This window comes from Kitasatospora sp. NPDC040550 (assembly GCF_055594965.1).
The window spans coordinates 130,301-153,093 of sequence record NZ_JBVIWC010000016.1; the positions used below are offsets into that span (position 1 = coordinate 130,301).

General features: G+C 72.5%; 19 protein-coding genes. 8 read left to right on the forward strand and 11 right to left on the reverse strand.

What is annotated here, in order from left to right:
* Positions 1-166: 166 nt before the first annotated feature.
* Entirely contained in the window at positions 167-2,002 is a 1,836-nt protein-coding gene (locus tag ACZ58X_RS23760; RefSeq protein WP_470335615.1) for an ice-binding family protein, read from the reverse strand.
* 385 nt (positions 2,003-2,387) lie between these two features.
* Here ACZ58X_RS23760 and ACZ58X_RS23765 point away from each other — a divergent pair, with 385 nt between their 5' ends.
* Positions 2,388-2,819: a hypothetical protein gene (locus ACZ58X_RS23765; RefSeq protein WP_470335616.1), complete on the forward strand. Its 432-nt coding sequence runs from the start codon at positions 2,388-2,390 to the stop codon at positions 2,817-2,819.
* Between the two features lie 111 nt (positions 2,820-2,930).
* On the opposite strand, the gene thiC is transcribed toward ACZ58X_RS23765, so the two are convergent.
* From thiC to tenA, 3 genes are all read right to left on the reverse strand, one after another.
* Positions 2,931-4,745, reverse strand: coding sequence for a phosphomethylpyrimidine synthase ThiC (thiC, locus tag ACZ58X_RS23770; RefSeq protein WP_470335617.1), 1,815 nt, complete (start codon positions 4,743-4,745; stop codon positions 2,931-2,933).
* Positions 4,746-5,031: 286 nt separating this feature from the next.
* Positions 5,032-5,232, reverse strand: a complete 201-nt coding sequence (locus ACZ58X_RS23775; RefSeq protein WP_188305823.1) for a DUF5326 family protein — start codon at positions 5,230-5,232, stop codon at positions 5,032-5,034.
* 182 nt (positions 5,233-5,414) lie between these two features.
* Positions 5,415-6,083 carry a thiaminase II gene (gene tenA, locus ACZ58X_RS23780; RefSeq protein WP_470335618.1) on the reverse strand — a complete coding sequence of 223 codons (669 nt, stop codon included), beginning with the start codon at positions 6,081-6,083 and terminating at the stop codon, positions 5,415-5,417.
* A 157-nt stretch (positions 6,084-6,240) separates the two neighbouring features.
* Between tenA and ACZ58X_RS23785 the strand changes: the two genes are divergently transcribed.
* On the forward strand, positions 6,241-6,621 hold the full coding sequence (locus ACZ58X_RS23785) for a phage holin family protein (protein ID WP_380400979.1): 381 nt from the start codon (positions 6,241-6,243) through the stop codon (positions 6,619-6,621).
* A 126-nt stretch (positions 6,622-6,747) separates the two neighbouring features.
* Here the strand turns inward: ACZ58X_RS23785 and ACZ58X_RS23790 are convergent, their stop codons facing one another.
* Positions 6,748-7,170, reverse strand: coding sequence for an SsgA family sporulation/cell division regulator (locus ACZ58X_RS23790; RefSeq protein WP_470335619.1), 423 nt, complete (start codon positions 7,168-7,170; stop codon positions 6,748-6,750).
* 114 nt (positions 7,171-7,284) lie between these two features.
* Here ACZ58X_RS23790 and ACZ58X_RS23795 point away from each other — a divergent pair, with 114 nt between their 5' ends.
* A complete protein-coding gene (locus tag ACZ58X_RS23795) occupies positions 7,285-7,827 on the forward strand; it encodes an NUDIX domain-containing protein (protein ID WP_470335620.1) in 543 nt (180 codons plus the stop codon).
* A 109-nt stretch (positions 7,828-7,936) separates the two neighbouring features.
* On the opposite strand, the gene ACZ58X_RS23800 is transcribed toward ACZ58X_RS23795, so the two are convergent.
* From ACZ58X_RS23800 to pdhA, 4 genes are all read right to left on the reverse strand, one after another.
* The gene (locus ACZ58X_RS23800) at positions 7,937-9,589 is read right to left on the reverse strand and encodes a globin domain-containing protein (RefSeq protein WP_470335621.1); all 1,653 of its coding nucleotides are present in this window, start codon (positions 9,587-9,589) and stop codon (positions 7,937-7,939) included.
* A 219-nt stretch (positions 9,590-9,808) separates the two neighbouring features.
* Entirely contained in the window at positions 9,809-11,164 is a 1,356-nt protein-coding gene (locus tag ACZ58X_RS23805) for a dihydrolipoamide acetyltransferase family protein (RefSeq protein ID WP_470335670.1), read from the reverse strand.
* Entirely contained in the window at positions 11,164-12,183 is a 1,020-nt protein-coding gene (locus ACZ58X_RS23810) for an alpha-ketoacid dehydrogenase subunit beta (RefSeq protein ID WP_470335622.1), read from the reverse strand. Before ACZ58X_RS23810 ends, ACZ58X_RS23805 begins: the two co-directional genes overlap by 1 nt.
* Positions 12,183-13,322, reverse strand: coding sequence for a pyruvate dehydrogenase (acetyl-transferring) E1 component subunit alpha (gene pdhA / locus ACZ58X_RS23815; RefSeq protein ID WP_470335623.1), 1,140 nt, complete (start codon positions 13,320-13,322; stop codon positions 12,183-12,185). The genes ACZ58X_RS23810 and pdhA overlap by 1 nt, the downstream gene beginning before the upstream one ends.
* 149 nt (positions 13,323-13,471) lie before the next feature.
* Here pdhA and ACZ58X_RS23820 point away from each other — a divergent pair, with 149 nt between their 5' ends.
* The gene (locus tag ACZ58X_RS23820) at positions 13,472-13,933 is read left to right on the forward strand and encodes an Lrp/AsnC family transcriptional regulator (protein ID WP_375891912.1); all 462 of its coding nucleotides are present in this window, start codon (positions 13,472-13,474) and stop codon (positions 13,931-13,933) included.
* A 7-nt stretch (positions 13,934-13,940) separates the two neighbouring features.
* Here the strand turns inward: ACZ58X_RS23820 and ACZ58X_RS23825 are convergent, their stop codons facing one another.
* Positions 13,941-14,525 (reverse strand): TetR/AcrR family transcriptional regulator, encoded by a 585-nt coding sequence (locus ACZ58X_RS23825; protein ID WP_470335624.1) that lies wholly within the window; start codon positions 14,523-14,525, stop codon positions 13,941-13,943.
* 148 nt (positions 14,526-14,673) lie between these two features.
* On the opposite strand from ACZ58X_RS23825, the gene ACZ58X_RS23830 reads away from it, so the two are divergent.
* From ACZ58X_RS23830 to ACZ58X_RS23840, 3 genes are all read left to right on the forward strand, one after another.
* The gene (locus tag ACZ58X_RS23830) at positions 14,674-15,951 is read left to right on the forward strand and encodes a hypothetical protein (protein ID WP_470335625.1); all 1,278 of its coding nucleotides are present in this window, start codon (positions 14,674-14,676) and stop codon (positions 15,949-15,951) included.
* A 149-nt stretch (positions 15,952-16,100) separates the two neighbouring features.
* Positions 16,101-17,801 carry a phenylacetic acid degradation protein PaaN gene (gene paaN, locus ACZ58X_RS23835; protein WP_470335626.1) on the forward strand — a complete coding sequence of 567 codons (1,701 nt, stop codon included), beginning with the start codon at positions 16,101-16,103 and terminating at the stop codon, positions 17,799-17,801.
* A gap of 164 nt (positions 17,802-17,965) precedes the next feature.
* Entirely contained in the window at positions 17,966-19,459 is a 1,494-nt protein-coding gene (locus ACZ58X_RS23840; protein WP_470335627.1) for an FAD-dependent monooxygenase, read from the forward strand.
* 74 nt (positions 19,460-19,533) lie between these two features.
* Here ACZ58X_RS23840 and ACZ58X_RS23845 read toward each other — a convergent pair whose 3' ends face one another.
* A complete protein-coding gene (locus tag ACZ58X_RS23845) occupies positions 19,534-20,100 on the reverse strand; it encodes a CGNR zinc finger domain-containing protein (RefSeq protein ID WP_470335628.1) in 567 nt (188 codons plus the stop codon).
* 259 nt (positions 20,101-20,359) lie between these two features.
* Between ACZ58X_RS23845 and ACZ58X_RS23850 the strand changes: the two genes are divergently transcribed.
* The gene (locus ACZ58X_RS23850; protein WP_470335629.1) at positions 20,360-22,531 is read left to right on the forward strand and encodes a protease pro-enzyme activation domain-containing protein; all 2,172 of its coding nucleotides are present in this window, start codon (positions 20,360-20,362) and stop codon (positions 22,529-22,531) included.
* Positions 22,532-22,793: the final 262 nt, after the last annotated feature.

Below are 22,793 nucleotides of genomic sequence, written 5' to 3' on the forward strand. Positions count from 1 at the left end.
TTTTTCTCTGCCTCCCCCCCCCCCCCCCCCCCCTCCCCCTCCCCCCCCCCCCCTCCCCCCCCCCCCCCCCCCCCCCCCCCCCCCCCCCACAGCCATGACCGAGGTCGGTCCGCCGGCGTCAGGTGGACCTGGCTGCCCGACCGGAATGGCCGACTTCTCGGAACAGCTAGTGCCGGCGGCGGGCGGCGGCCCGTCCGCTACGCCTCACGAGGATGAGGAGCGAGCCTCCCAGGGCGATGGCGGCCGCCGAGCCAACCGCGATGCCGATCGATGTGCCGGAGCCAGTGGCGGCGAGTGATTGCCCCTCCCCCTTCGGATGACCGGCCGGTCCACCCTGTTCGTGACCGCCCTGGCCGTTGCCGTGGCTGCCCTGGTCATGGCCGTGATCACCATGCTCATGGCCACCGTGCTCCTGACCGCCGTGACCGCCTGGATGCTGAGGCGGCCCGGCAGGTCCAGCAGGCCCGGCAGGCCCAGCAGGCCCAGCGGGCCCAGCCGGCCCGGGCGAACCGTTGGCACCTGGCGAACCGTTGGCACCAGGCAAGCCGTTGGCACCGGGCGAACCGTTGACACCTGGCAAGCCGTTGGCACCGGGCGAACCGTTGACACCTGGCAAGCCGTTGGCACCGGGCGAACCGTTCGCGCCCGGCAAGCCGTTGGGACCAGGAGCACCAGGCGCGCCGTTGGGACCGGGAGCACCTGGAGCGCCCGGCGAACCGTTGGGCCCAGGCGCCCCGTTGGGGCCGGGGGCACCCGGAGCGCCGTTGGGACCGGGAGCGCCCGGAGCACCCGGCGAACCGTTGGGACCAGGTCCACCGGGGGCACCAGGTGCACCCGGAGCGCCGTTGGGGCCGGGAGCGCCCGGAGCACCCGGCGAACCATTCGGCCCGGGCGCACCATTAGGACCAGGCGCACCCGGAGCACCGTTGGCACCAGGCGAGCCATTGGCACCCGGAGCACCCGGAGCGCCATTGGGGCCGGGAGCGCCCGGAGCACCCGGCGAACCATTCGGCCCGGGCGCACCGTTGGGGCCGGGAGCACCCGGGGCACCCGGTGAACCGTTGGGACCAGGTGCCCCGTTGGGACCGGGAGCACCCGGAGAGCCGGCAGCACCGGGAGGGCCGGCGGGCCCACTCGGTCCGGGCGGACCACTCGGCCCGGGCGGGCCACTCGGCCCGGGCGGGCCACTCGGTCCGGGCGGACCGACGGTGCAGGCCGCCCTCGTGATGGTGTTGTCGTCCAAGGTGACGGCACCGTTGCGCGCCAGGGCACGGCCTTCGATCACCGAGGCGTGGTTCACGCTGATGGAGGTGAGGGCCAGGATGTTGCCCTTGAAGAAGGAGTCGACGTCGATGGTGGCGGAGCTGCCGACCTGCCAGAACACATTGCAGGGCTGCGCTCCGTTGACCAGGCTGACGACGCTCGACGGAGCCGTGATGAGGGTGGAGCCGATCTGGAAGATGAAGACGGCGTTCGGGTCGCCCATCGCGTCGAGGGTGACGGTCCCGGTGAGGTTCAGCGACGAGCTCGCCTTGTAGACCCCGGGCGTCAGCGTCAGCCCGCCGATGTCGCCGGGCGAGGTCAGGATGGCCGTGGGGGCCCGGCCGGCGGCGTCGTTGTAGGCGGTGACCAGGTCGGACTGGGCCTGCGACGCCTGGGCGTCGTTGACGTGCTGGACCCCGTTCACGGCTCCGGGCGGGAAGCCCGTCACGCTGGTGCCCGGGAAGAGCCCGAGGTCCCCGTTGATGACGCTGGGGCCGGTGTTGGTGACGGTTGAGCCCGCCAGGACCGCATAGCTGGTGTCGGTCCCCAGCCCCACCGGTGCCGTTGCGGCATTCGCGGGACTCGTGGCCAGACCGGCCGACGCGAACAACGTCAATCCGGACAGCAGGACGACCGCCCCCGCGAGTCGAGTGCGTCTACGCCCTCGTTCTGGTGGAGCGGACAACATGGCATCGACTGCCATAGGACAAAGACCTTTCTTGTCGCCGCTGAACTCCATCACCCGAAGGGGCGATTCGGAGCGCCGCTGGTGAGTTTCCGGTCCGGCCACACGCCCTCGCACTCGCGCCGGGGCGCCAAGGAGTGGCTGCCAGCCAGGCGAGGTGATGGGGAGTCACCGACTCACTACACCGTGCAACAACAACATAGAAAGAAGAGACTGATAAAGATGCAACGGAGTGACGCACTGGCGCCGATCGGGGAGGGCCCCCTCGCCCCGACATGTCGTTCGCACACGATCAAATGGCGCGGTCATCCCCGCATCCGCTATCCCTGCCGGCCGCTCAGGCCACCACCGGGGCCATAGCAGTACCGTTTTTCCTCTTGGCCGCGTCCGGGCCGGTGAATAACGTATCGCCCCCGTGATTCCAATCGTTGGCCCGATCATGAACGATCTGACGAATCCGCAGGACAACGTGATCGCGGCGGCCGACAGCGACGCCGGCACCGTGGCCGCGCGCTGCCGCGCCGCAGGGGGCCTGCTCAAAGTCACCCTCGGTGACCTGCGCGCAGAAGTCGGCTACCGAAGACTCGGCAAGTACGTCCTGGAGGAACTCGCCGAACGTCTCACCGAAGAAGGACTCGGCTGGTTCCCGACGTGGCGGCTCTCCCCGACGGAGAACAGCGAACCGCGGCAGGATCACGACGTGTGGGTGTTCCTCCGGGACGGCGGCCTGCGCTGCCAGGTCATCGACGCCATCCAGGCCCCCGACAGCTCCGACGTCCCCACGGTCCTGAACGACCTGCTCGCCGGCCGTCCCCAGAACCTCTCCCCGGAGCGCAAGCTCGGCCTCATTCGCGAAATCCTCGGGCTCTGACGCACACCCGGAGCAATCCACCGGCCGGATTCCACCTGCACGCCCCGAGGTTCGCGGCGCTGCGCCGGACGCCCCTGTCGGGATCCCGGCGCAGCGCCCCAGCACCTGCCGTCAGTCGGCCAGCGGGAGGTAGACCCGGTTGCCCTGGGCGGCGAACTCGGCGGACTTCTCGGCCATGCCGGCCAGCGCCTCGGCGTCGAAGTCGGTGGTGACGGCGGTGGAGCCGTCGCCGTGCTCGTCGCGGATCTTCTGCGAGATCTTCATCGAGCAGAACTTCGGGCCGCACATGGAGCAGAAGTGCGCGGTCTTGGCCGGCTCGGCGGGCAGGGTCTCGTCGTGGAAGTCGCGGGCGGTCTCCGGGTCGAGGGCCAGGTTGAACTGGTCCTCCCAGCGGAACTCGAAGCGGGCGTCGGAGAGGGCGTCGTCCCAGGCCTGGGCACCGGGGTGGCCCTTGGCGAGGTCGGCGGCGTGGGCGGCGATCTTGTAGGTGATCACGCCGGTCTTGACGTCGTCCCGGTTGGGCAGGCCCAGGTGCTCCTTGGGCGTGACGTAGCACAGCATCGCGGTGCCCCACCAGGCGATCATGGCCGCGCCGATGCCCGAGGTGATGTGGTCGTAGCCGGGGGCGACGTCGGTGGTGAGGGGTCCGAGGGTGTAGAACGGCGCCTCGTCGCAGATCTCCTTCTGGAGATCCATGTTCTCCTTGATCTTGTTCATCGGGACGTGGCCCGGGCCCTCGATCATCACCTGGACGCCGTGCTCGCGGGCGATCCGGCCGAGCTCGCCGAGGGTCTGCAGTTCGGCGAACTGGGCCTCGTCGTTGGCGTCGGCGATGGAGCCGGGCCGCAGGCCGTCACCGAGCGAGAAGGTGACGTCGTAGGAGGCCAGAATGGAGCAGAGTTCCTCGAAGTTGGTGTAGAGGAAGTTCTCCTGGTGGTGCGCCAGGCACCAGGCCGCCATGATCGAGCCGCCGCGGGAGACGATGCCGGTCTTGCGGCGCGCGGTGAGCGGGACGTACCGCAGCAGCACGCCCGCGTGGACGGTCATGTAGTCCACGCCCTGCTCGCACTGCTCGATGACGGTGTCGCGGTAGACCTCCCAACTGAGCTCCTCGGCCCGGCCGTCGACCTTCTCCAGCGCCTGGTAGAGCGGCACGGTGCCGATCGGCACGGGGGAGTTGCGCAGGATCCACTCGCGGGTGGTGTGGATGTTGCGGCCGGTGGAGAGGTCCATGACGGTGTCGGCGCCCCAGCGGGTGGCCCAGGTCATCTTCTCCACCTCCTCCTCGATCGAGGAGGTGACGGCGGAGTTGCCGATGTTGGCGTTGATCTTCACCAGGAAGTTGGTGCCGATGATGGCCGGCTCCACCTCGGGGTGGTTCACGTTGACCGGGATGACGGCGCGGCCGCGGGCCACCTCGTCCCGCACGAACTCCGGCTCCAGGCCCTCGCGCAGCGCCACGAACTCCATCTCCGGCGTCACCACGCCCCGCTTGGCGTAGGCGAGTTGGGTGACGGCGACACCGCCGCGGCCACGCAGCGGGCGGCGCGGGCGGCCGGGGAAGACCGCGTCCAGGTTGCGCAGGTCGCCGCCGCGCGGGGAGGTGTGCTTGATCCCGTCGTCCTCGGGGCGCGCCTCGCGGCCGTCGTACTCCTCGACGTCGCCGCGCTGGCGGATCCAGGCGTCGCGCAGGGCCGGCAGCCCGCGCCGCACGTCGGGCTCGTACGCCGGGTCGGTGTACGGGCCGGAGGTGTCGTACAGCGGCACGGTCCGGCCGTTGGTGAGCTGCACCTCGCGGTACGGGACCCGCAGGTCGGGGCGGGATCCGTCGCGGTAGGCCTTGCGCCAGGCCGGGGTGGGGTAGCCGGTGCGCGCGCTGCTGGGGGTGCTGCGGGCAGGCTGCGGCTGTGCTTCGAACGTGGTCATCTGACCTCTACTCCCTACGCCGGCATTACCCGGTCCAGGTTCCTGCGGTCGACGCAGCCGTCGGTCCGTCCGTCGACGGTCCGGTCAGCGTCCTCTCAGCCCGGTGCTCCGAGCTCCCGCGTCGCAGGCGGTGTTGCCTGCACGTGACGCCAACACGGTAGCGAGCCGATCGCCGCAGGTCCAGACGGTCCCCGAAACGGATCCGCGCGGGGAAAGGCCGAGGCCCGGCCCCCGCGAACGGGGTGCCGGGCCTCCGGAAGCGCTCCGCGCGGCGCGCGGAGCGGGGTCAGCTCTTGGCGGCCTTCTTGACCAGGATCACCACGGCGGCGGCGATGCCGACGACCACCAGCAGCTTGATCACGATGCTCAGCAGGGCGCCGACCACGCCGAACACGAAGGCGATGATGTTCCAGGCCAGCACCAGGACCAGCACCGGGATGACGATGTTGCGCACCCAGGAGGGCAGCGACTTCCAGAGCTCAGCCATGTCGGTTCCTCTTCTCCCCTCGGGTCGGCCGCCGTCCGGTAACCGCATCCCGCTTGCTTTCGATGCTTCGATCGTACGGTGGTGGAAGCGGCGGAACGAGGGCCTTCGGCCCGGAGAGAACCCCTAGATCACCCCGATCCGACCCCCCGGGACGACCCCCGAGAAACGGCGGGGGCACCGGGTCAGACCGGCCAGCGCTCGCCGCGCCAGGCGGCGTCCCAGAACATCCACTCGTAGCGCGAGGTGGTCGTGAAGTGCTCGACCACCCGGCGGCGTTCGGCCGCTGAGAGCTCCTCGCCGAGCCGGTCGGTGAGCGCCAGCACCCGGCGGACCACGGACTGGAAGGCCTCGTCGCCGTAGGTGGCGATCCACTTGGCGTACAGCGGGTCGGGGGAGCCCTGGGCGAGCAGCGCCTCGCCGACCCGGGCGTAGATCCAGTAGCAGGGCAGCACCGCGCCGAGCGCCTCCGCGAAGGACCCGCCGTACACGGTGGCCAGCAGGTAGCTGGTGTAGGCGCGGGTGGTCGGCAGCACCGGTTCGGCGGCGGCCTCCTCGGCGGTGCCGCCGAAGGCGGTCAGGAACTCGGCGTGCATGCCCTGCTCGGCGGCGAGCGCGCCGACCGCGTCGTCGGCGAAGGCCCGCACCTCGGCCTCGCCGGGGGCCTTGGCGGCGCAGACGGCGAGGGCGCGGGCGTAGTCGCGCAGGTAGTGCGAGTCCTGGACGACGAAGTGACGGAAGGCCTCGCGCGGCAGGGTGCCGTCGGTGAGGCCGCCGATGAACGGGTGGGCGAGGATCTCGGCGTAGATCGGCTCGATCGACGCCCAGAGCTCCTCGGTGAGGCTACGGGTCATGCGAACGACCCTACGACGGCCGCGCCCCCGCCCGCGGGCCCCGCCTCCGCCCCGCCCTTCGGCTCCGCCCCGTCCGCCTCCGGGACCAGGGGCGACGGCACGAACTCGTCCGGTGGGAGCTTCCCCCGGAGCGGGCCGCCTGTCAGGCTTGGGCGGCATGAAGGGTTTCGTCATCAAGACACTGATCAACGCGGCGGCCATCTGGGTCGCCGCCTGGATCGTCAGCGGCATCCAACTCGCCGAGGGCAAGGCCGACTGGCAGCACAAGGCGCTCACGGTGCTCGGCGTCGCCGTCGTGTTCGGCCTCATCAACTGGCTGATCAAGCCGGTGGTGAAGCTGTTCTCGTTCCCGTTGTTCATCCTCACGCTGGGGCTGATCACCTTCGTGATCAACGCCCTGATGCTGCTGCTCACCTCGTGGGCTTCCACCAAGCTGGAGTTGGACTTCCACGTGTCCACCTTCGGTTCCGCGCTGGTCGGTTCACTGATCATCAGCCTGGTCTCCTGGGGCCTGCACCTGGCCCTGGACGACGACTGATCCGTCGTGCGCGGTGTCGCACGCGGCCTCGGGAAGGGGCCCGCGCCCGGGTGGGTGGTCCACCGGGGTACGGGCCCCTTCGTCGTCCCCGGGGGTCGCCCCCGGACGTCGCCCGGTGCGACCCGCTCACCCCGCGTCGCACCCCCGCAGGATGTCCGCGAGCTCGGCGTCGAGCTCCTTCCCGATGGACTCCCCGCCCACCGGCACCAGCCGGTCGGCCCGTGCCAGGAAGGCGGTCAGCGGCGCCGCCGGGGCGTGCAGCACGGCGTGCCCGTTGGGGGAGCACAGCGCGATGCGGACCTCGGCGGGCTCCCCGCCGAGCGGCCGGATCCGCACGTCGCCCTCGCCGGACGGGCCGCCGAGCCCGTCCAGCAGCAGCTCGCGCGCGAACACCCAGGTGACCGGGGCGTCCCCGGGCAGGTGGAAGGTGAACCGGACCGCGTACGGATCGCCCGCCTCGTACGCGAGGTCCACCACGGTGCGGAAGGACAGCTCGGGCGAGACCACGAGGTTCATCGCCAGGTGCCCCTGGACAGTGCTGTGCTGCATGGCGCCGGTACCTCTCTTCTGCTCTTCTGCCGGTGTTTCGACCCTTTCCCGGGGTTTCGACCGTTTCCCTCCGCGGGGAGACTCACGCACAACGCTCCAGCCCCGGAGGTCACCATGGGCCCCGACAACCGAACCCCGCCGCCGCGCCCGGTGGTCAAGCGGACCGCGCGGGCGATCCTGCTGGAGCTGGACCCGGACGATCCGCACGGCCCGGCCTCGATCGTGCTGATCCGGCGGGTCCGGCCCGGGGCACCGCACCCGTACTGGATCACCCCGGGCGGCGGCGTCGAGCCCGAGGACCGCACCGTGGTCGAGGCGCTGCACCGCGAGGTGGACGAGGAACTGGGCGGCAAGGTCGTGGACGTGGTGCCCGCCTTCGTCGACACCATCAGCCACACCCACCACGACGACGGCACCCTGCTGCACCCGCACGGGGTCAAGGTGCAGCACTTCTTCGTCTGCCGGCTGGCCTCGATGGACCTCAGCCGACGGCACGGCCCCGAGGTGACGGACCCGAACGGCGAGTACGAGGTGGTCCGGCTGCCGTTCACCCGCGAGGGCGTGACCTCGGTGAACGTCGTCCCGCCCCGGCTCCGGGCGTACCTCGCGGCCAACATCGAGGGCATCCGCGCGCTCCTCGCACCCGACCTCGGCTGATCCCCGAAGCTGATCCCCGAGACCGATCACCGAGACCGATCGCCGAGACCGATCGCCGAGGCCGATCGCCGAGGCCGATCCCCGAAGCCGATCCCCGCCCGACCCGGCGCTACCCGGCCGCCAGCTCGCCGACCAGGTCGTGCCGGATCCGCTCGGCCGGCAGCCCCGCCCGCAGCAGCACCCCGACCCCGCGTCGGACCATCGCGGGCGGACCGCTGAGCACCGCCTCCCGACCGTCCCACGGGCCGAACCGGCCCACCACCTCGGGCAGTTCACCGGTCAGCGCGCCGCCGGCCGGGCCGGTGCCGGAGAGCACCGGCCGGACGGTCAGCCAGGGCAGCCGCCCGGCCAGCTCGCGCAGCCCGTCCAGGTCGTACAACTCGGCGGCGCTGCGGGCCCCGTAGAACACCTCGACGCTGCGGCCGCAGGCGCCGTGCTCGGCCGCCTCCTCGACCAGCGCGCGGATCGGCGCGATGCCGGTGCCGCCGCCGAGGCAGAGCAGATCGGCACCGGAGGCGTGGTCGACGGTCATCCCGCCGGCCGCCGGGCCCAGTCGCAGCACGTCCCCGGGGGCGGCCCGGCGCACCAGCGCGTTGCTCACCCAGCCCGCCTGGACGGCCTTGACGTGGAAGACCAGCAGCCCGTCCGGGCGGGGGGCGGAGGCGAAGGAGTAGTGCCGCCAGACCCGCGGCCACCAGGGCGTCTCCAGGCTGCAGTACTGGCCGGCCCGGAACGGGTACGCCTGGTCGGGGCGGACGGTGAGCACCGCGATGTCCCGGGTGCGCTGCTCGTGCCGGACCACCTCGCCCTGCCACCACGGCGGCGAGGTGCGGGCGGCCTCCTCGGCGGCCTCGATCATGATCGTGGAGATCAGCCGGTAGGCGCGGCGCCAGGCCAGTTCGGTCGCCGCGTCCCAACGGCTGCCCGCGTACCGGGCCAGCGCCTGCACCAGGCACTCCCCCACCGGGGCGTAGTGGCCGGTCAGGGTGCCGTAGCGGCGGTGGCCGCGGCCCAGTTCGCTCAGCCGGGTGCGCAGCGCGGCCGGGTCCTCGGCGCCCCGGGCGGCGGCCAGCAGGGCGCGGAACAGCCGGTCGCGCTGGACGTCCATGGCGGCGGGGAAGAGCGGGCGGACCTCGGGGTGCTGCAGGAAGAGCAGGGCGTAGAAGTGCGCGGTGGCCCGGTCGGCGACCGGTTCGACGAGCGCGAGGCTGTCCCGGATCAGGCCGATGTCCTGGGCGGTGAGCGGGAGTTCGGTCGGGTCGACACCGGGGGCGGCGGCGGTCAGGGCCCGAGGCCGGGACTGGGGCTGGGGCTGGTGGTGCTGGTGGACCGCCCAGGCATCACTCCAACTGTCGTCGGGCCCAGCCCAGTTGAGGCCGGGAGCATCGACGAACAGGGGCTGGAAGGCGGGGGCGGTACCGGTGGTCGACGGCGTCTGCGGGTAGCTCGGCGCGGGGACGATCGGCGGCTCGGTGGGCGGCGGCGGCACGACCGGCCCGGTCCGCACCGGGGCCGCCACCGACGCGTACTCCGCCACGGCCGCGGGTTCCACCGCAGCTACGGGCTCCACCGCAGCTACGGGCCCCGCCACGACCACGGGCCCCACCGCCGGTACGGGCTCCGCCACCGGCGCGGGCGGCAGGTCGGGCGGGTCCAGCGGCATCGGCGGCCGCGCGGGCTCCGCCTCCGGCAGGCCCGGGACGGACGCGGCCCCGGCCGAGCCGAGCCCGGTGCGGATCAGAAGTGTTCTGCGGGACTTCACCGCTACGTTTCGAGTAACCAAGAGAATCGTTTCGCCTCCGGCCGGCCTGCGCCACCACCTGGGTTGTCTCTGCTGACGCCTAGGCAGCGTGGCACGCCCGAACTGCTCATCCGACAAATCGCGGGAAGCCCGGACACCCGGCCGGAGAACGCGCTACTCTCACTCGATCGGCGGTCGCCCTGAGTGCCGAGCAGCACACCCAGGGCGACCCCGCCCTGCTCACAGCTGCCGCAGCAGCATCCCGGGTTGCTCGACGCAATCCGCCACGAACCGCAGGAACCCGCCCGCCGTCCCGCCGTCGCAGACCCGGTGGTCGAAGGTGAAGGACAGCTGCGTCACCTCGCGCACCGCCAACTCCCCACCGTGGACCCAGGGTTTGGCCACGATCCGACCGACCCCGAGCATCGCCGCCTCCGGGTGGTTGAGGATCGGGGTGGAACCGTCCACACCGAACACCCCGTAGTTGTTCAACGTGAAGGTGCCACCGGTCAGTTCGGCCGGAGTCAGCGATCCGGCGCGCGCCGACTCGGTCAACCGGCCCAGCTCCTCGCCGAGTTGCTCGGTGCTGCGGCTCTGCGCGTCCCGGACCACCGGAACGACCAGTCCGCGTTCGCCCTGTGCGGCGAAGCCCAGGTGCACCGCCGAGTGCCGCACGATGCCCGAACCGTCCTCCGTCACACTGGAGTTGAGCTCGGGGAAGCGCGCCAGTGCGACCGTGCAGATCCGGGCCAGCAGCGCCAGCACGCTCACCTTCGGGCCCGGCGTGGCGTTCAACTGCCGCCGCAGTGCCATCAGTTCGGTGGCGTCCGCATCCACCCAGCAGGTCGCGGCCGGGATCTCCCGGTGGCTGCGGCTGAGCTTCTCGGCCACCGCCTTGCGCAGCCCGCGCAGCGGGACCACCGCGTCCGTACCGGCCGTTACGGACGCGGCAACCGCCGCGCCGGCCACCGCACCGCCCACCGGGCCGGCCACCTTGGCCGCGACCGCGCGGTCGACGTCCGCCCGCATGATCAGCCCGTCCGGCCCGCTCCCGGCGAGCGCGGTCAGGTCGACCCCCTGCTCCCGGGCCAGCCTCCGCACCAACGGCGAGATCACCGGCACCACGACCGGAGCCACCGGCGCCGCCGGAGCCTGAGCGACAGCAACCGGAGCCGGAGCCGGAGCAGCAAGAACAGCCGGAACAGCCGGAACAGCAGCAGCAACCCCCACCCGACGCCGCCGCCCGCCCTTGCTCTCGACGACCCCGTACCCGACCAACGGCCGCTCGACCTCCGCCGACAGCGCGGCCCGACCGCCGGAAGCCCCCGAAGGACCCTCCGGAGCGCCCTCCGACGCCACCGCGACCGTCACCAGCGGCGCGCCCACGGCGATCTCCTCGCCCTCCGCGCCGTACCGCGCGGTGACCACCCCGCCGTACGGGCAGGGCACCTCCACCACGGCCTTGGCCGTCTCCACCTCCACCACCGGCTGGTCGACGGCGATCACCTCGCCGACCTCGACCATCCAGCGCACCACCTCCGCCCCGGTGAGTCCCTCACCGAGGTCGGGCAGCCGGAACTCCCGTACGACGGGCATCATCCTCGGTCCTCCCACTGCAGCCGGGCGACCGCGTCCAGGATCCGGTCCACCCCGGGCAGGTGGTGGTGCTCCAGCATCGGCGGCGGGTACGGGATGTCGAAGCCGGTGACCCGCAGCACGGGCGCGGCCAGGTGGTGGAAGCAGCGCTCGGTGACCCGGGCGGCGATCTCCGCGCCGGTGCCGCCGAAGCCGCTGGCCTCGTGCACCACCACGGCCCGGCCGATCGAGCGCACCACCCGGGTGACCGTCTCGTCGTCGAAGGGCACCAGGGTGCGCAGGTCGAGCACCGCGAGGTCCCAGCCCTCCGCCTGCGCGGCCTCGGCCGCCTCCAGGCAGACCGGCAGCGACGGCCCGTAGGTGATCAGCACGGCGGAGGTGCCGGTACGGCGCAGCGCGGCCCGGCCGATCGGCTCGACCGGCGCGGCCGGGTCGAACTCGGCCTTGCCCCAGTAGAGCCGCTTGGGCTCCAGGAAGACCACCGGGTCGTCGGAGGCGATCGAGGCGCGCAGCAGCCCGTAGGCGTCGGCGACCGTCCCGGGGGTGACCACGTGCAGGCCGGGGGTGCTGGTGTAGTACGCCTCGGAGGCGTCGCTGTGGTGCTCGACGCCGCCGATGCCGCCGCCGTACGGGATGCGCACGGTGATCGGCAGCGGGAGCTTGCCGCCGGTGCGGTTGCGCATCTTGGCGACGTGCGAGAACAGCTGCTCCAGCGCCGGGTAGGCGAAGGCGTCGAACTGCATCTCGACCACCGGGCGCAGCCCGTACATCGCCATGCCGATCGCGGTGCCGAGGATGCCGGCCTCGGCGAGCGGGGTGTCCAGGCAGCGGTCGGGGCCGAACTCGGCGGTGAGCCCGTCGGTGATCCGGAAGACCCCGCCGAGCGCGCCGACGTCCTCGCCGAGCACGTGGACGGTGGGGTCCTCGCGCAGGGCGTCCCGCAGCGCGGAGTTGAGCGCCTGCGCCATCGAGGAGGTGCGGGCGGCACCGGCGGTACGGGCGGAAACAGCGGTGGGCATCAGTGCTGCACCTCGGCTTCGGCGGCCAGCTCTGCGGCCAACTGGGCTGCCTGCTCCCGCAGTTGCGGGGTCGGCTCGGCATAGACGTGGGTGAACAGGGCCATCGGGTCGAGCTCCGGGTCGGCGTGGAACTCGGCCCGCATCCGGGCCGCCAGCGCCTCCGCCTCGTCGGCCGCGTCCTGCACCAGTTCGTCGTCCAGCACGCCGAGTCCGCGCAGTGCGCGGTCCATCAGCAGGATCGGGTCGTGCTCCCGCCAGGCCTCCACCTCGGGTTCGGTGCGGTAGCGGGTGGCGTCGTCGGCGTTGGTGTGGGCCTCGATCCGGTAGGTGAGGGCCTCGATCAGGGTCGGGCCCTCGCCGGCCCGGGCGCGCTCGACGGCCTCGGTGAGCACCGAGTGCACGGCGGGCGCGTCGTTGCCGTCGACCAGTCGGCCGGGCATGCCGTAGCCGACCGCCTTGTGGGCGAGGCTGGGTGCGGCGGACTGCGCGCTGAGCGGGACGGAGATCGCGTAGCCGTTGTTCTGCACCAGGAAGACGACCGGCGCCCGCAGCACGGCGGCGAAGTTCAGCGCCTCGTGGAAGTCGCCCTCGCTGGTGCCGCCGTCGCCGAGCATGGCCAGCGCGACCACCGGTTCGCCGCGCAGCCGGGCGGCGTGCGCCAGTCCGACGGCGTGCGGGGCCTGGGTGCCGAGCGGGGTGCAGAGCGGGGCGGTCCGGCTGGCGCGGGGGTCGTAGCCGGTGTGGGCGTTGCCGCGCAGCAGGGTCAGCGCCTCCAGCGGGTCGACCCCGCGGGAGACCACGGCGAGGGTGTCGCGGTAGCTGGGGAACAGCCAGTCGCGCTCGCCGAGCACCAGGGCGGCGGCGACCTGGCAGGCCTCCTGCCCGGTGGAGGCCGGGTAGACGGCGAGGCGGCCCTGTTTGGTCAGGGTGGTGGCCTGCTGGTTGTAGCGCCGGCCGACGACGAGTCGCCGGTAGAGCTCGCGCAGCAGCGCCGGGTCCTGCTTCTCCACGGCGGGGGTGCCGAGCACCCGGACGGGGGAGACGTCCGGGAGGAGGGGGGCCGGATCGGTGCGCGGAGCGGTGGCCCCGGGCATCCAGCCGGGCACACCGGTGTGGTGTCTGTGGTCGAGAACGGTCATCTCGGGGCACCTCCATGGGTGGCGGGGGCTCCCTACCGATTGTTCGGTCGTCTGTTCATCTTGACCAGAAGCGTGACAAGGTGGTGGACATTCGGCCCGAGCGGCGGTCGACTGGTGGCAGTGTGTCCAATCGGCGAGGGTGGGGGGTCATGTCGGCTGAACAGATGTCCAGACTCGACCGGGTCGACCGGGCGATCCTGCGGCTGCTGCAGCAGGACGGTCGAGCCTCGATCCGCTCGGTGGCCGAGCGGGTGCACGTGTCCCGGGCGAACGCGTACGCCCGGATCTCCAGGATGGTCGAGGACGGCATCATCCGCGGCTTCACCGCCCGGGTGGACCACGAACGGGCAGGTCAGGGCGCGTCCGCGTACATCACCCTGAAAATCGTCCAGAACTCCTGGCGGACCGTGCGCGAGCAGCTGCTGGCACTGCCCGGGGTCGCCCACATCGCCCTGGTCGGCGGGGACTTCGACGTCCTGCTGCTGGTGCACACCGCCGACAACCACGCCCTGCGGGACTTGGTCCTCAACCGGATCCAGTCCATCCCGCAGGTGCTCGGTACACAAACCATGCTGGTGTTCGAGGAGACCGACCAGGTACCCCCCGACTAGGGAACGCCTACCGGGCCCGCAGCCCGTCGAAGGCCAGGTGCACCACGGCGTCCGCGACCCCGTCGGCCGCCTTCAACCCCGGCCGGTACCACTCCACGATCGAGTTGATCATCCCGAACAGCAGCCGGGTGGCCAGCCGCGGCTCCACGTCCCCGCGCAGCGCGCCGTCCGCGACGGCCGCCCGCACCAGCTCCGCCACCTGGTGGTCGAAGTCCCGCCGCCGCTCCAGCGCCCACAGCTCGGTCGCCGTGTTGCCGCGCACCCGCAGCAGCAGCGTCACGTACGGCAGCTCCGCCAGCAGCACCTCCGCGGTGCGCCGCACCACGTGCTCCAGCCGCTCCACCGCCGGGCCCGCCAGCGCCTGCGGCTCGGCCAGGATCGCGAACAGCCCGTCCAGCGCCCGCCCGACGGCCAGCCGCAGCAGCTCCTCCTTGCCACGGACGTGGTGGTAGATCGAGGACTTGGAGATCCCGGCGGCCCGGGAGAGGTCCTCCATCGACGTGCCGTCGTATCCGCGCTCGTTGAACACGTCGACGGTCACCGCGAGCAGTGACTCGACGGTGTAGGCGGTGCGCGTGGTGTGATCGGCCATCCTCCGAGTATCCCCGGCCGCCGAGCGGGGTACGCGATCGGGTCCGGCCGGTCCGCACCAGCCGGAGCTGGTCCACACCAACCGGAGGAGGGACCGCCTAGAATCTGCGGACGATCGTCCACGTCCAGCAGGCTGGGGTCCGCAGCTGATGAACGCAATACCGGCAGTCTCCTCCGACCTGCCCGAGGACGTGCCCGACCAGCGCGGCGAGGACCCGGCGGGCGCCGCCCCCACCTGGCAGGACCGCGCCCGGGCACTGGTGGTGCGGTTCGGACCGGCCGTGTGGTGCTACGCGGTGCTCAAGCTGGTCGGCTTCACCGTCTTCATGAAGCTGCTCTCCTTCTCCGGCGACTACGCGAAGAAGCCGGCCCGGTTCGGCGGCGGCACCAACCCCTGGGACGTACTGGCCAGCTGGGACGGCTGGTGGTACCAGCAGGTCGCCCAGTTCGGCTACCACCCGGCGCTGATCCCGATCCCGGGCGGCCAGCCGGGCTTCACCATCGAGCAGAACTCGGCCGCGTTCTTCCCGCTCTACCCCGGCCTGATGCGGCTCACCTCGGACGTCACGGGCCTGGGCCTGTACGGCGCCGGGATGCTGGTCTCGGTGCTGGCCTCGCTGTTCGCGGCGGCCGGGATCTACGCCGTGGTGGAGAAGCTGTCCGGTCCCCGGGCGGGTGTGATCGCGGCCGGGATCTGGGCGATCGCCCCCGGCTCGGGCGCCGAGTGGGCCGTCTACTCGGACTCGCTGTTCGTCGCGCTGGCTGCCTGGGCCTGCTACTTCACGATGACCAAGCAGTGGGTCGCGGCCGGGGCGATCACCCTGGTCGCCGGGCTGAACCGGCCGACCTCGGCGGCGCTGATCGGCGCCGTCGGCCTGGCCGCGCTGGTCGAGCTGTACCGCCGGGAGAGCGGGGTGCTGCGCCCGCTGGCGGCGATGCTGCTGGCCCCGCTGGGCCTGCTCGGCTACGTGGCCTGGGTGGGCCGGCGGACCGGCGAGTGGGGCGGCTACTTCCGGATCCAGCACGACGCCTGGCTGCACTACTTCGACGGCGGCCAGGGCACCTGGCAGGCGATCCGCGGGGTGCTGCTGGGCCGCAACGACTACCCCTTCGCGTTCCCGGTGCCGGACCTGCTGGCCACCCTGATCGTGTTCAGCCTGCCGGTGCTGATCGTGCTGCTGGTCCGGCTGCGCCCGCCGCTGGTGCTGACCGCCTACACCCTGGCCACGATCGTGTCGGTGCTCGGCAGCCTGGGCATCTTCGGCAACGTCTCGCGCTACCTGCTGCCGGCGTTCCCGCTGTTCATCGCGCTGGCGGTGGGGATGCGCAAGCTCAGCTGGCCGGTGCTGGCGGCGGTCCTGGGGACGGGGGCGATCGCCTCGGGCTGGTACGCCGGGTTCGTGATCTTCGAACTGGGCGTGCCGTAGACCGGTCCACCCGATCGCACAGGGGCGGTGTCCTACGGGACCCGCCCCTTCGCGTTCCCGCCGGAATCCGTCCCCCACGCCCTCTTGAGCCGACCGATCGTTCGGTTACTCTGTGACGTGTCCCGTCCTCCCCTCTGAGGAGCGCACAGATGCCCGCAGCGGTCACCCACCCCCTCGTCGCCGAGCTGGTCGAGCGCCACCAGGCCACCCTGGACGCCGCGCTCGCCGCCGCCGCGAAGCGCGACTACTGGTCCGCCTACCCCGAGTTCCCGAAGGCCTACGGCGAGAGCGGCCCGGCCGACGGCAAGGCCGCCTTCGACGCCCTCCTCGGCAGGCCCTTCGTCCTCGACGGCCACCCCGGCGACGGCGACCAGGTCGGCGGCGAGGTCTCGCCGTACGGCATCGAGCTGGGCATCACCTACCCGCACGCCGGCCCGGACGCGCTGATCGCCGCGCTGGCCGCCGCCCGGCCCGGGTGGGCCGCCGCCTCCCCGCTGGAGCGCGCCGCCGTCTGCCTGGAGATCCTGCGGCGGATCAACGCCCGCTCCCACGAGTTCGCCCAGGCCGTCATGCACACCACCGGCCAGGCCTACGGGATGGCCTTCCAGGCCGGCGGCCCGCACGCCCAGGACCGCGGTCTGGAGGCCGTCGCCTACGCGTACGCCGAGCAGACCCGGCTGCCGCGGCAGGCCGGCTGGACCAAGCCCCAGGGCAAGCGCGAGCCGCTGGTGATGACCAAGGAGTTCACCGTCGTCCCGCGCGGCCTCGCGCTGCTGATCGGCTGCAACACCTTCCCCACCTGGAACGGCTACCCCGGCCTGTTCGCCTCGCTGGCCACCGGCAACCCGGTGCTGGTCAAGCCGCACCCGCGGGCCGTGCTGCCGCTCGCGCTGACCGTCGCGATCGCCCGCGAGGTGCTCGCCGAGGCCGGCTTCGACGCCAACCTGGTCTGCCTGGCCGCCGAGCACGAGGGCGGCACCGTCGCCGCGACCCTCGCGGTCCGTCCCGAGATCCGGATGATCGACTACACCGGCTCCACCTCCTTCGGCGACTGGCTGGAGGAGAACGCCAAGCAGGCCCAGGTCTACACCGAGAAGGCCGGCGTCAACGCGGTCGTCATCGACTCCACCGACGACTACAAGGGCATGCTGGGCAACCTGGCCTTCGCGCTCTCGCTGTACAGCGGCCAGATGTGCACCACCCCGCAGAACGTGCTGATCCCGCGCGGCGGCATCGGCACCGACCAGGGCGACAAGTCCTACGACCAGGTCGTCACCGACCTCGCCGCCGCCATCGAGGGCCTGCTCTCCGACGACGCCCGCGCCGCCGCCATCCTCGGCGCCGTGGTCAACCCGGGCGTGCTCCAGCGCTCGGCCGCCGCGGCCGGCGGCGAGTACGGCGAACTCGCCCTCGCCCCGCGCGCGGTGGTCTCGCCCGACTTCCCCGGCGCGACCGTCCGCACCCCGGCGCTGGTCAAGCTGGACGCCGACAAGCCGGACGACCGCTCGGTCTTCCGCACCGAGTGCTTCGGCCCGGTCTCCTTCGCCGTCGCCGTCGAATCCACCCCCGCCGCCGTGGAGTTGCTGCGCACCACGGTCCGCGAGAAGGGCGCCATGACGGCCTCCGGCTACACCACCTCGCCCGAGGTGGAGGCCCTGCTGGTCGAGGCCGCGCTGGACTCCGGCGTCTCGCTCTCGCTCAACCTCACCGGCGGCGTCTACCCCAACCAGACCGCCGCCTTCTCCGACCTCCACGGCACCGGCGCCAACCCGGCCGCCAACTCCGCGTACTGCGACGGCGCCTTCGTCGCCAACCGGTTCCGCACCGTGGAGATCCGCCGCCACAGCTGAGCCGGCGGGGCCGTACCGCGCCCGCCCGAACCCCCGGTCCCCCGGTCGGCCACCCGCCACCGGGGGACCGGCGGTTCACAGCTCCACCGGCGCCCGCGATGATGGAGGCTGGGAGAGCGCCGGAAACGGCGTCCAACCGCCCTCCGAACAACGGGAGCTGATACATGACCGTGAAGCCGACCGAGACCGACGTCGTCATCGTCGGTGCCGGACCGACCGGACTGCTGCTGGCCGGCGACCTCGCCGCCGCCGGGGTCGGCGTCACCGTCCTGGAGAAGCGCGGCACCGAGTCCAACCTCACCCGGGCCTTCGCCGTGCACGCCCGCAGCCTGGAGCTGCTGGACGCCCGGGGCCTGGCCGACGAGCTGATCGCCACCGGCCGCCCGCTCAGCGGGCTCCGGATGCTGAACAAGGTCGGGATCGACCTCAGCACGCTGCCCAGCCGCTTCCCGTTCGTCCTGATCACCCCGCAGTACAACGTCGAGCGGGTGCTCCAGGAGCGCGCCGAGCGGGCCGGCGCCGTGATCCTGCGCGGTGCCGAGGTCACCGGGCTGCGCCAGGACGCCGAGGGCGTCACCCTGGAGACCCGCGACGGGCAGAGCCACCGGGCCCGCTACGCGGTCGGCACCGACGGCGTCCGCTCCGTCGTCCGCGAGCTGCTCGGCATCGAGTTCCCCGGCGAGTCCGTGGTCGACTCCGTGATGCTGGCCGACGTCCGGCTGGAGCGCGAGCCCGCCGACGCGATCGCCGTCGGCGCCAACAAGGCCGGCTTCTCCTTCGTCGCCCCGTTCGGCGACGGCTGGTACCGGGTCATCGCCTGGGACCGCAACGAGCAGCAGGACGACGGCGCCGCCCCCACCCCCGAGCAGCTCACCGCGATCGTCCAGGCCACCCAGGGCGAGGACTACGGCCTGCACGACGTGCGCTGGAGCTCCACCTTCCACAGCGACGAGCGCCAGGCCCCCCACTACCGCTCCGGCCGGGTCTTCCTGGCCGGCGACGCCGCCCACTGCCACTCCCCGGCCGGCGGCCAGGGCATGAACACCGGCCTCCAGGACGCCGCCAACCTCTCCTGGAAGCTCGCCGCCGCCCTCCGCGGCCGGGCCACCGACGCACTGCTGGACACCTACCAGGCCGAGCGGCACCCGGTGGGCAGGACGGTGCTGCGCACCTCCGGCACGCTGATCCGGATCGCCCTCGCCGAGTCCGCCCCCACCCGCGCCCTGCGCGGGGCGCTCACCGCGATCGGCGGCCACCTCGACCTGCTCACCGAGCGCGGCGCCCGGATGGTCTCCGGCATCGAGATCGCCTACCCCGCCCCCAAGGGCGCCCACCCCCAGGTCGGCAAGCGCGTCCCCGACCTCCGGCTGACCGCCCTCAGCAAGCCCACCGAGGGCGAGCCGGCCGGGCCCGAGCGGCTCTACGAGGCGCTGCGCGCCGGGAAGTTCGTCCTGGTCAGCAATGACGAGCTGGCCGCCACCGCGCCCTGGGCGGACCGCCTGGTCTGCGCCGCCCCGGCCGACCCGCACGGCAAGCTGGCCGACACCGTGCTGCTGATCCGCCCGGACGGCTACGTCGCCTGGGGCGCCGTGGACCCCGGTCAGGGCGAGCTGCGCGAGGCCCTCACCGGCTGGCTGGGCGCTCCCGCCGAGGACTGACCGGGGCACCGCGACGAAGGGTCGGCGGGTGCGGCACGGACGCCGCACCCGCCGACCCTTCGTTCGGTCGTCGGTTAACCCCGCGCCTTCACGTAGTGCCGCGCCGCCTTCGCCCGGTTCCCGCAGACCGCCATCCGGCACCACCGCCGGCGCCCGTTCTGCGAGGCGTCGAAGAAATGCAGAATGCATGCCTCGTGTGCGCACTGCTTCACCCGGTGGGCGCCCTGCCCGAGCAGCGCGAGGAAGTCGTCGGCCGCCAGCCAGGGTGCCAGCCACTCCGGCCGGTCGGCCTCGACCCGCTCCTCGGCCCCGGTCGGCCCGGCCGTCCGCCGGATCCGTCCGTGCGCCAGCACCGCGTCCAGCCCACCCCGCGCGCGCTCGCCCAACTCGCCCTGTCCGCCGACGTCCTGGGCGGCGAGCAGGATCGCCTCGCGGGTCTGCCGGATCGCCGCCAACCCGGCCGCGTCGGCCGTGCAGCGCTCGGTCAGCCCGTTGCTGGAGAGCCAGATCCCGTACTGCTCGACGTCGGTGAGCGCGTCGTTGACGGGCGTTCCGGACCAGCGGGTGTTGAGCAGGTCGAGCGCGAGCGGCTCGCCGATCAGCGGTCGTCGGTCCCTCGGGTCCGGCATCAGGTCAGTCATCGCTCTCCCTCGGCTCGGCCCGATTCTACGTCCGTTCCCGCAGCGGGAATTGGTATGGACCGTCCCCGGAATTCCGGCCATTCACTGTATGGAACGTCCCGCTTTCCGGCCCTCCACAGTTGACTGTTTTTTAGCAACGAATTGCCGGACCATGATCCACCGCACCGATCCGCTCTGACATGTTCTAGCCAGCGTTCCTGAACCCCTCGGGACGCCTTGCCCCTTGCCGGCTCCCCACAGCCGGCCGGAGGAGGATCCGTTGCGCCACCGTTCCCTCGCCATCGCCGCCGCGATAGCCGTCCTGCCGCTGACCGCCGTCTCGCTCGGCGTCGCCACCGCACAGGCCGCCACCCCGCACGCCGCCCCGCGCGTCGCCCTGCCGAACACCGTGAACCCCGCGGTGGCCCACTCGGAGAAGAAGGGTGACGTCCCGGCCGAACAGCAGATCTCGGTGGCCGTCAGCCTCAAGCTGCGCGACTCCGCCGGGCTGGACCGCTACCTCGCCGCGGTCGCCACCCCCGGAACGCCGGAGTACGGCACGTACCTGACGCCGGAGCAGTTCAGCGCGCGGTACGCGCCCACCCAGCAGGCCGTCGACCAGGTCAAGGCCTACCTGACCGCCCAGGGGCTGACCGTCGGCGAGGTCAGCGCCAACCGCCAGGTGGTCAACGCCCACGGCACCGCCGCGCAGGTCTCGCAGGCCTTCGGCACCCACGAGAGCTCCTACCTCGACCCGCAGCAGCAGCGCACCTTCTTCGCCAACGACGGCGCCGCCTCGATCCCCGCCGAACTGGCCTCCGTGGTCCAGGGCCTGAGCGGCCTGGACAACCACGCGGTGCGCAAGGGCCGGATCGCCAAGCCGAACTCGGTGACCCCGAACGCCGCCACCGCCACCCCGCGGGGCATGGCCCCGGCCCAGTACCGGGGCGCGTACAACCTGGACAAGACCGGCGCCGACGGCACCGGCACCACGGTCGCCCTCTGGGAGTTCGACGGCTACCGGTCCTCGGACCTGACCACCTACGACTCGCAGTACGGCCTGACCGGCCCGGCCGTCGTCACCGTCCCGGTGGACGGCGCGAACTACGACTCCTCGCCCGGCCAGGGCGAGGGCGAGGTCGAGCTGGACAGCGAGATCGTCCGCGGCGCGGCGCCCAAGGCCACCCAGCTGCTCTACGAGGCCCCCAACAGCGACCAGGGCGAGATCGACATGGCCAACAAGATCGTGGCCGACAACAAGGTCTCGGTCATCTCGATCTCCTGGGGCACCTGCGAGCCGGACACCACCGCCTCCTCGATGACCGCCGTCGACAACGCCTTCAAGCAGGCCGCCGCCCAGGGCATCTCGGTCTTCTCCGCCTCCGGCGACGACGGCTCCAAGGACTGCACCCGCTCCGCCAGCGGCGCGAGCGTCACCTCGGTCGACTTCCCGGCCTCCAGCCCGCACCAGACCGGCGTCGGCGGCACCAACCTCCAGGTCACCGGCGGCAACGGCTACTCCGCGGAGAGCGCCTGGAGCACCGCCGGCGGCGGCGTCTCCACCGTGTTCGGCAAGCCGAGCTGGCAGACCGGCACCGGCGTCGCCGGCACCATGCGCACCGTCCCGGACGTCGCCTCCAACGCCGACCCGCAGAGCGGCTTCGCGATCTACACCGGCGGCGGCTGGAACGTCTACGGCGGCACCAGCGCGGCCGCGCCGCTGTGGGCCGGCTACGCCGCCCAGGTCAACCAGAAGGCCAAGGCCGCCGGTCAGCCCGCCCTCGGCGAGGCGAACCCGAAGCTGTACGCGGTCGCCAACAGCAGCAGCTACGGCACCACCTTCCACGACGTGACCACCGGCGCCAACCAGGACTTCGCCGCCAAGACCGGCTACGACCAGGTCACCGGCTGGGGCAGCCCGGTCGCCGACGCCCTGACCACCGCCCTGCTCGGCGGCGGCAGCAGCGGTGGCACCACCCCGCCGACCGGCGGGGGCTGCACCGCCGCCCAGCTGATCGGCAACGGCGGCTTCGAGACCGGCACCGCCGCCCCGTGGACCACCTCCTCGGGCGTCGTCGACAACGGCACCTCCGAGCCGGCCCGCTCCGGCAGCTGGAAGGCCTGGCTGGACGGCTACGGCAGCGCCCACACCGACACCCTGTCGCAGACCGTCACCGTCCCGGCCGGCTGCGCCGCCGCGACCCTCACCTTCGCGCTGCACGTCGACACTGCGGAGACCGGCTCCACCCCGTACGACACCCTGACCCTCCAGGCGAACGGCACCACCGTGAAGACCTGGTCCAACGTGGACGCGGCCGCCGGCTACGTGCAGCAGACCGTGGACCTGACCTCCTTCGCCGGCCGGACGGTGACCCTCAAGTTCACCGGCACCGAGGACGGCTCCAACCAGACCAGCTTCGTGATCGACGACGTCGCCCTGAACGTCAAGTGATCACCGGCCGGTAGCAGCACGCAGACCCCCGCCGGGGCGGAGCCGTCAGGGCCCGCCCCGGCGGTGTCCGTTTGCGCCCGTTTCCCCACCGTTCCCGGCGCCGCGTTCCGGCGGTGTTTCCGGACTGTTTCAAGATCGCTAACCATCCGGCCCACCTGCTGTGACCACTGTCATCCGCACGACTGATGACGTAGCCTCTCGACCGTGCGTAGGGTTCCCCAAAGCTCGGTGAAGCCGCTCACAGCGCGCCCCGGCGCCGCCC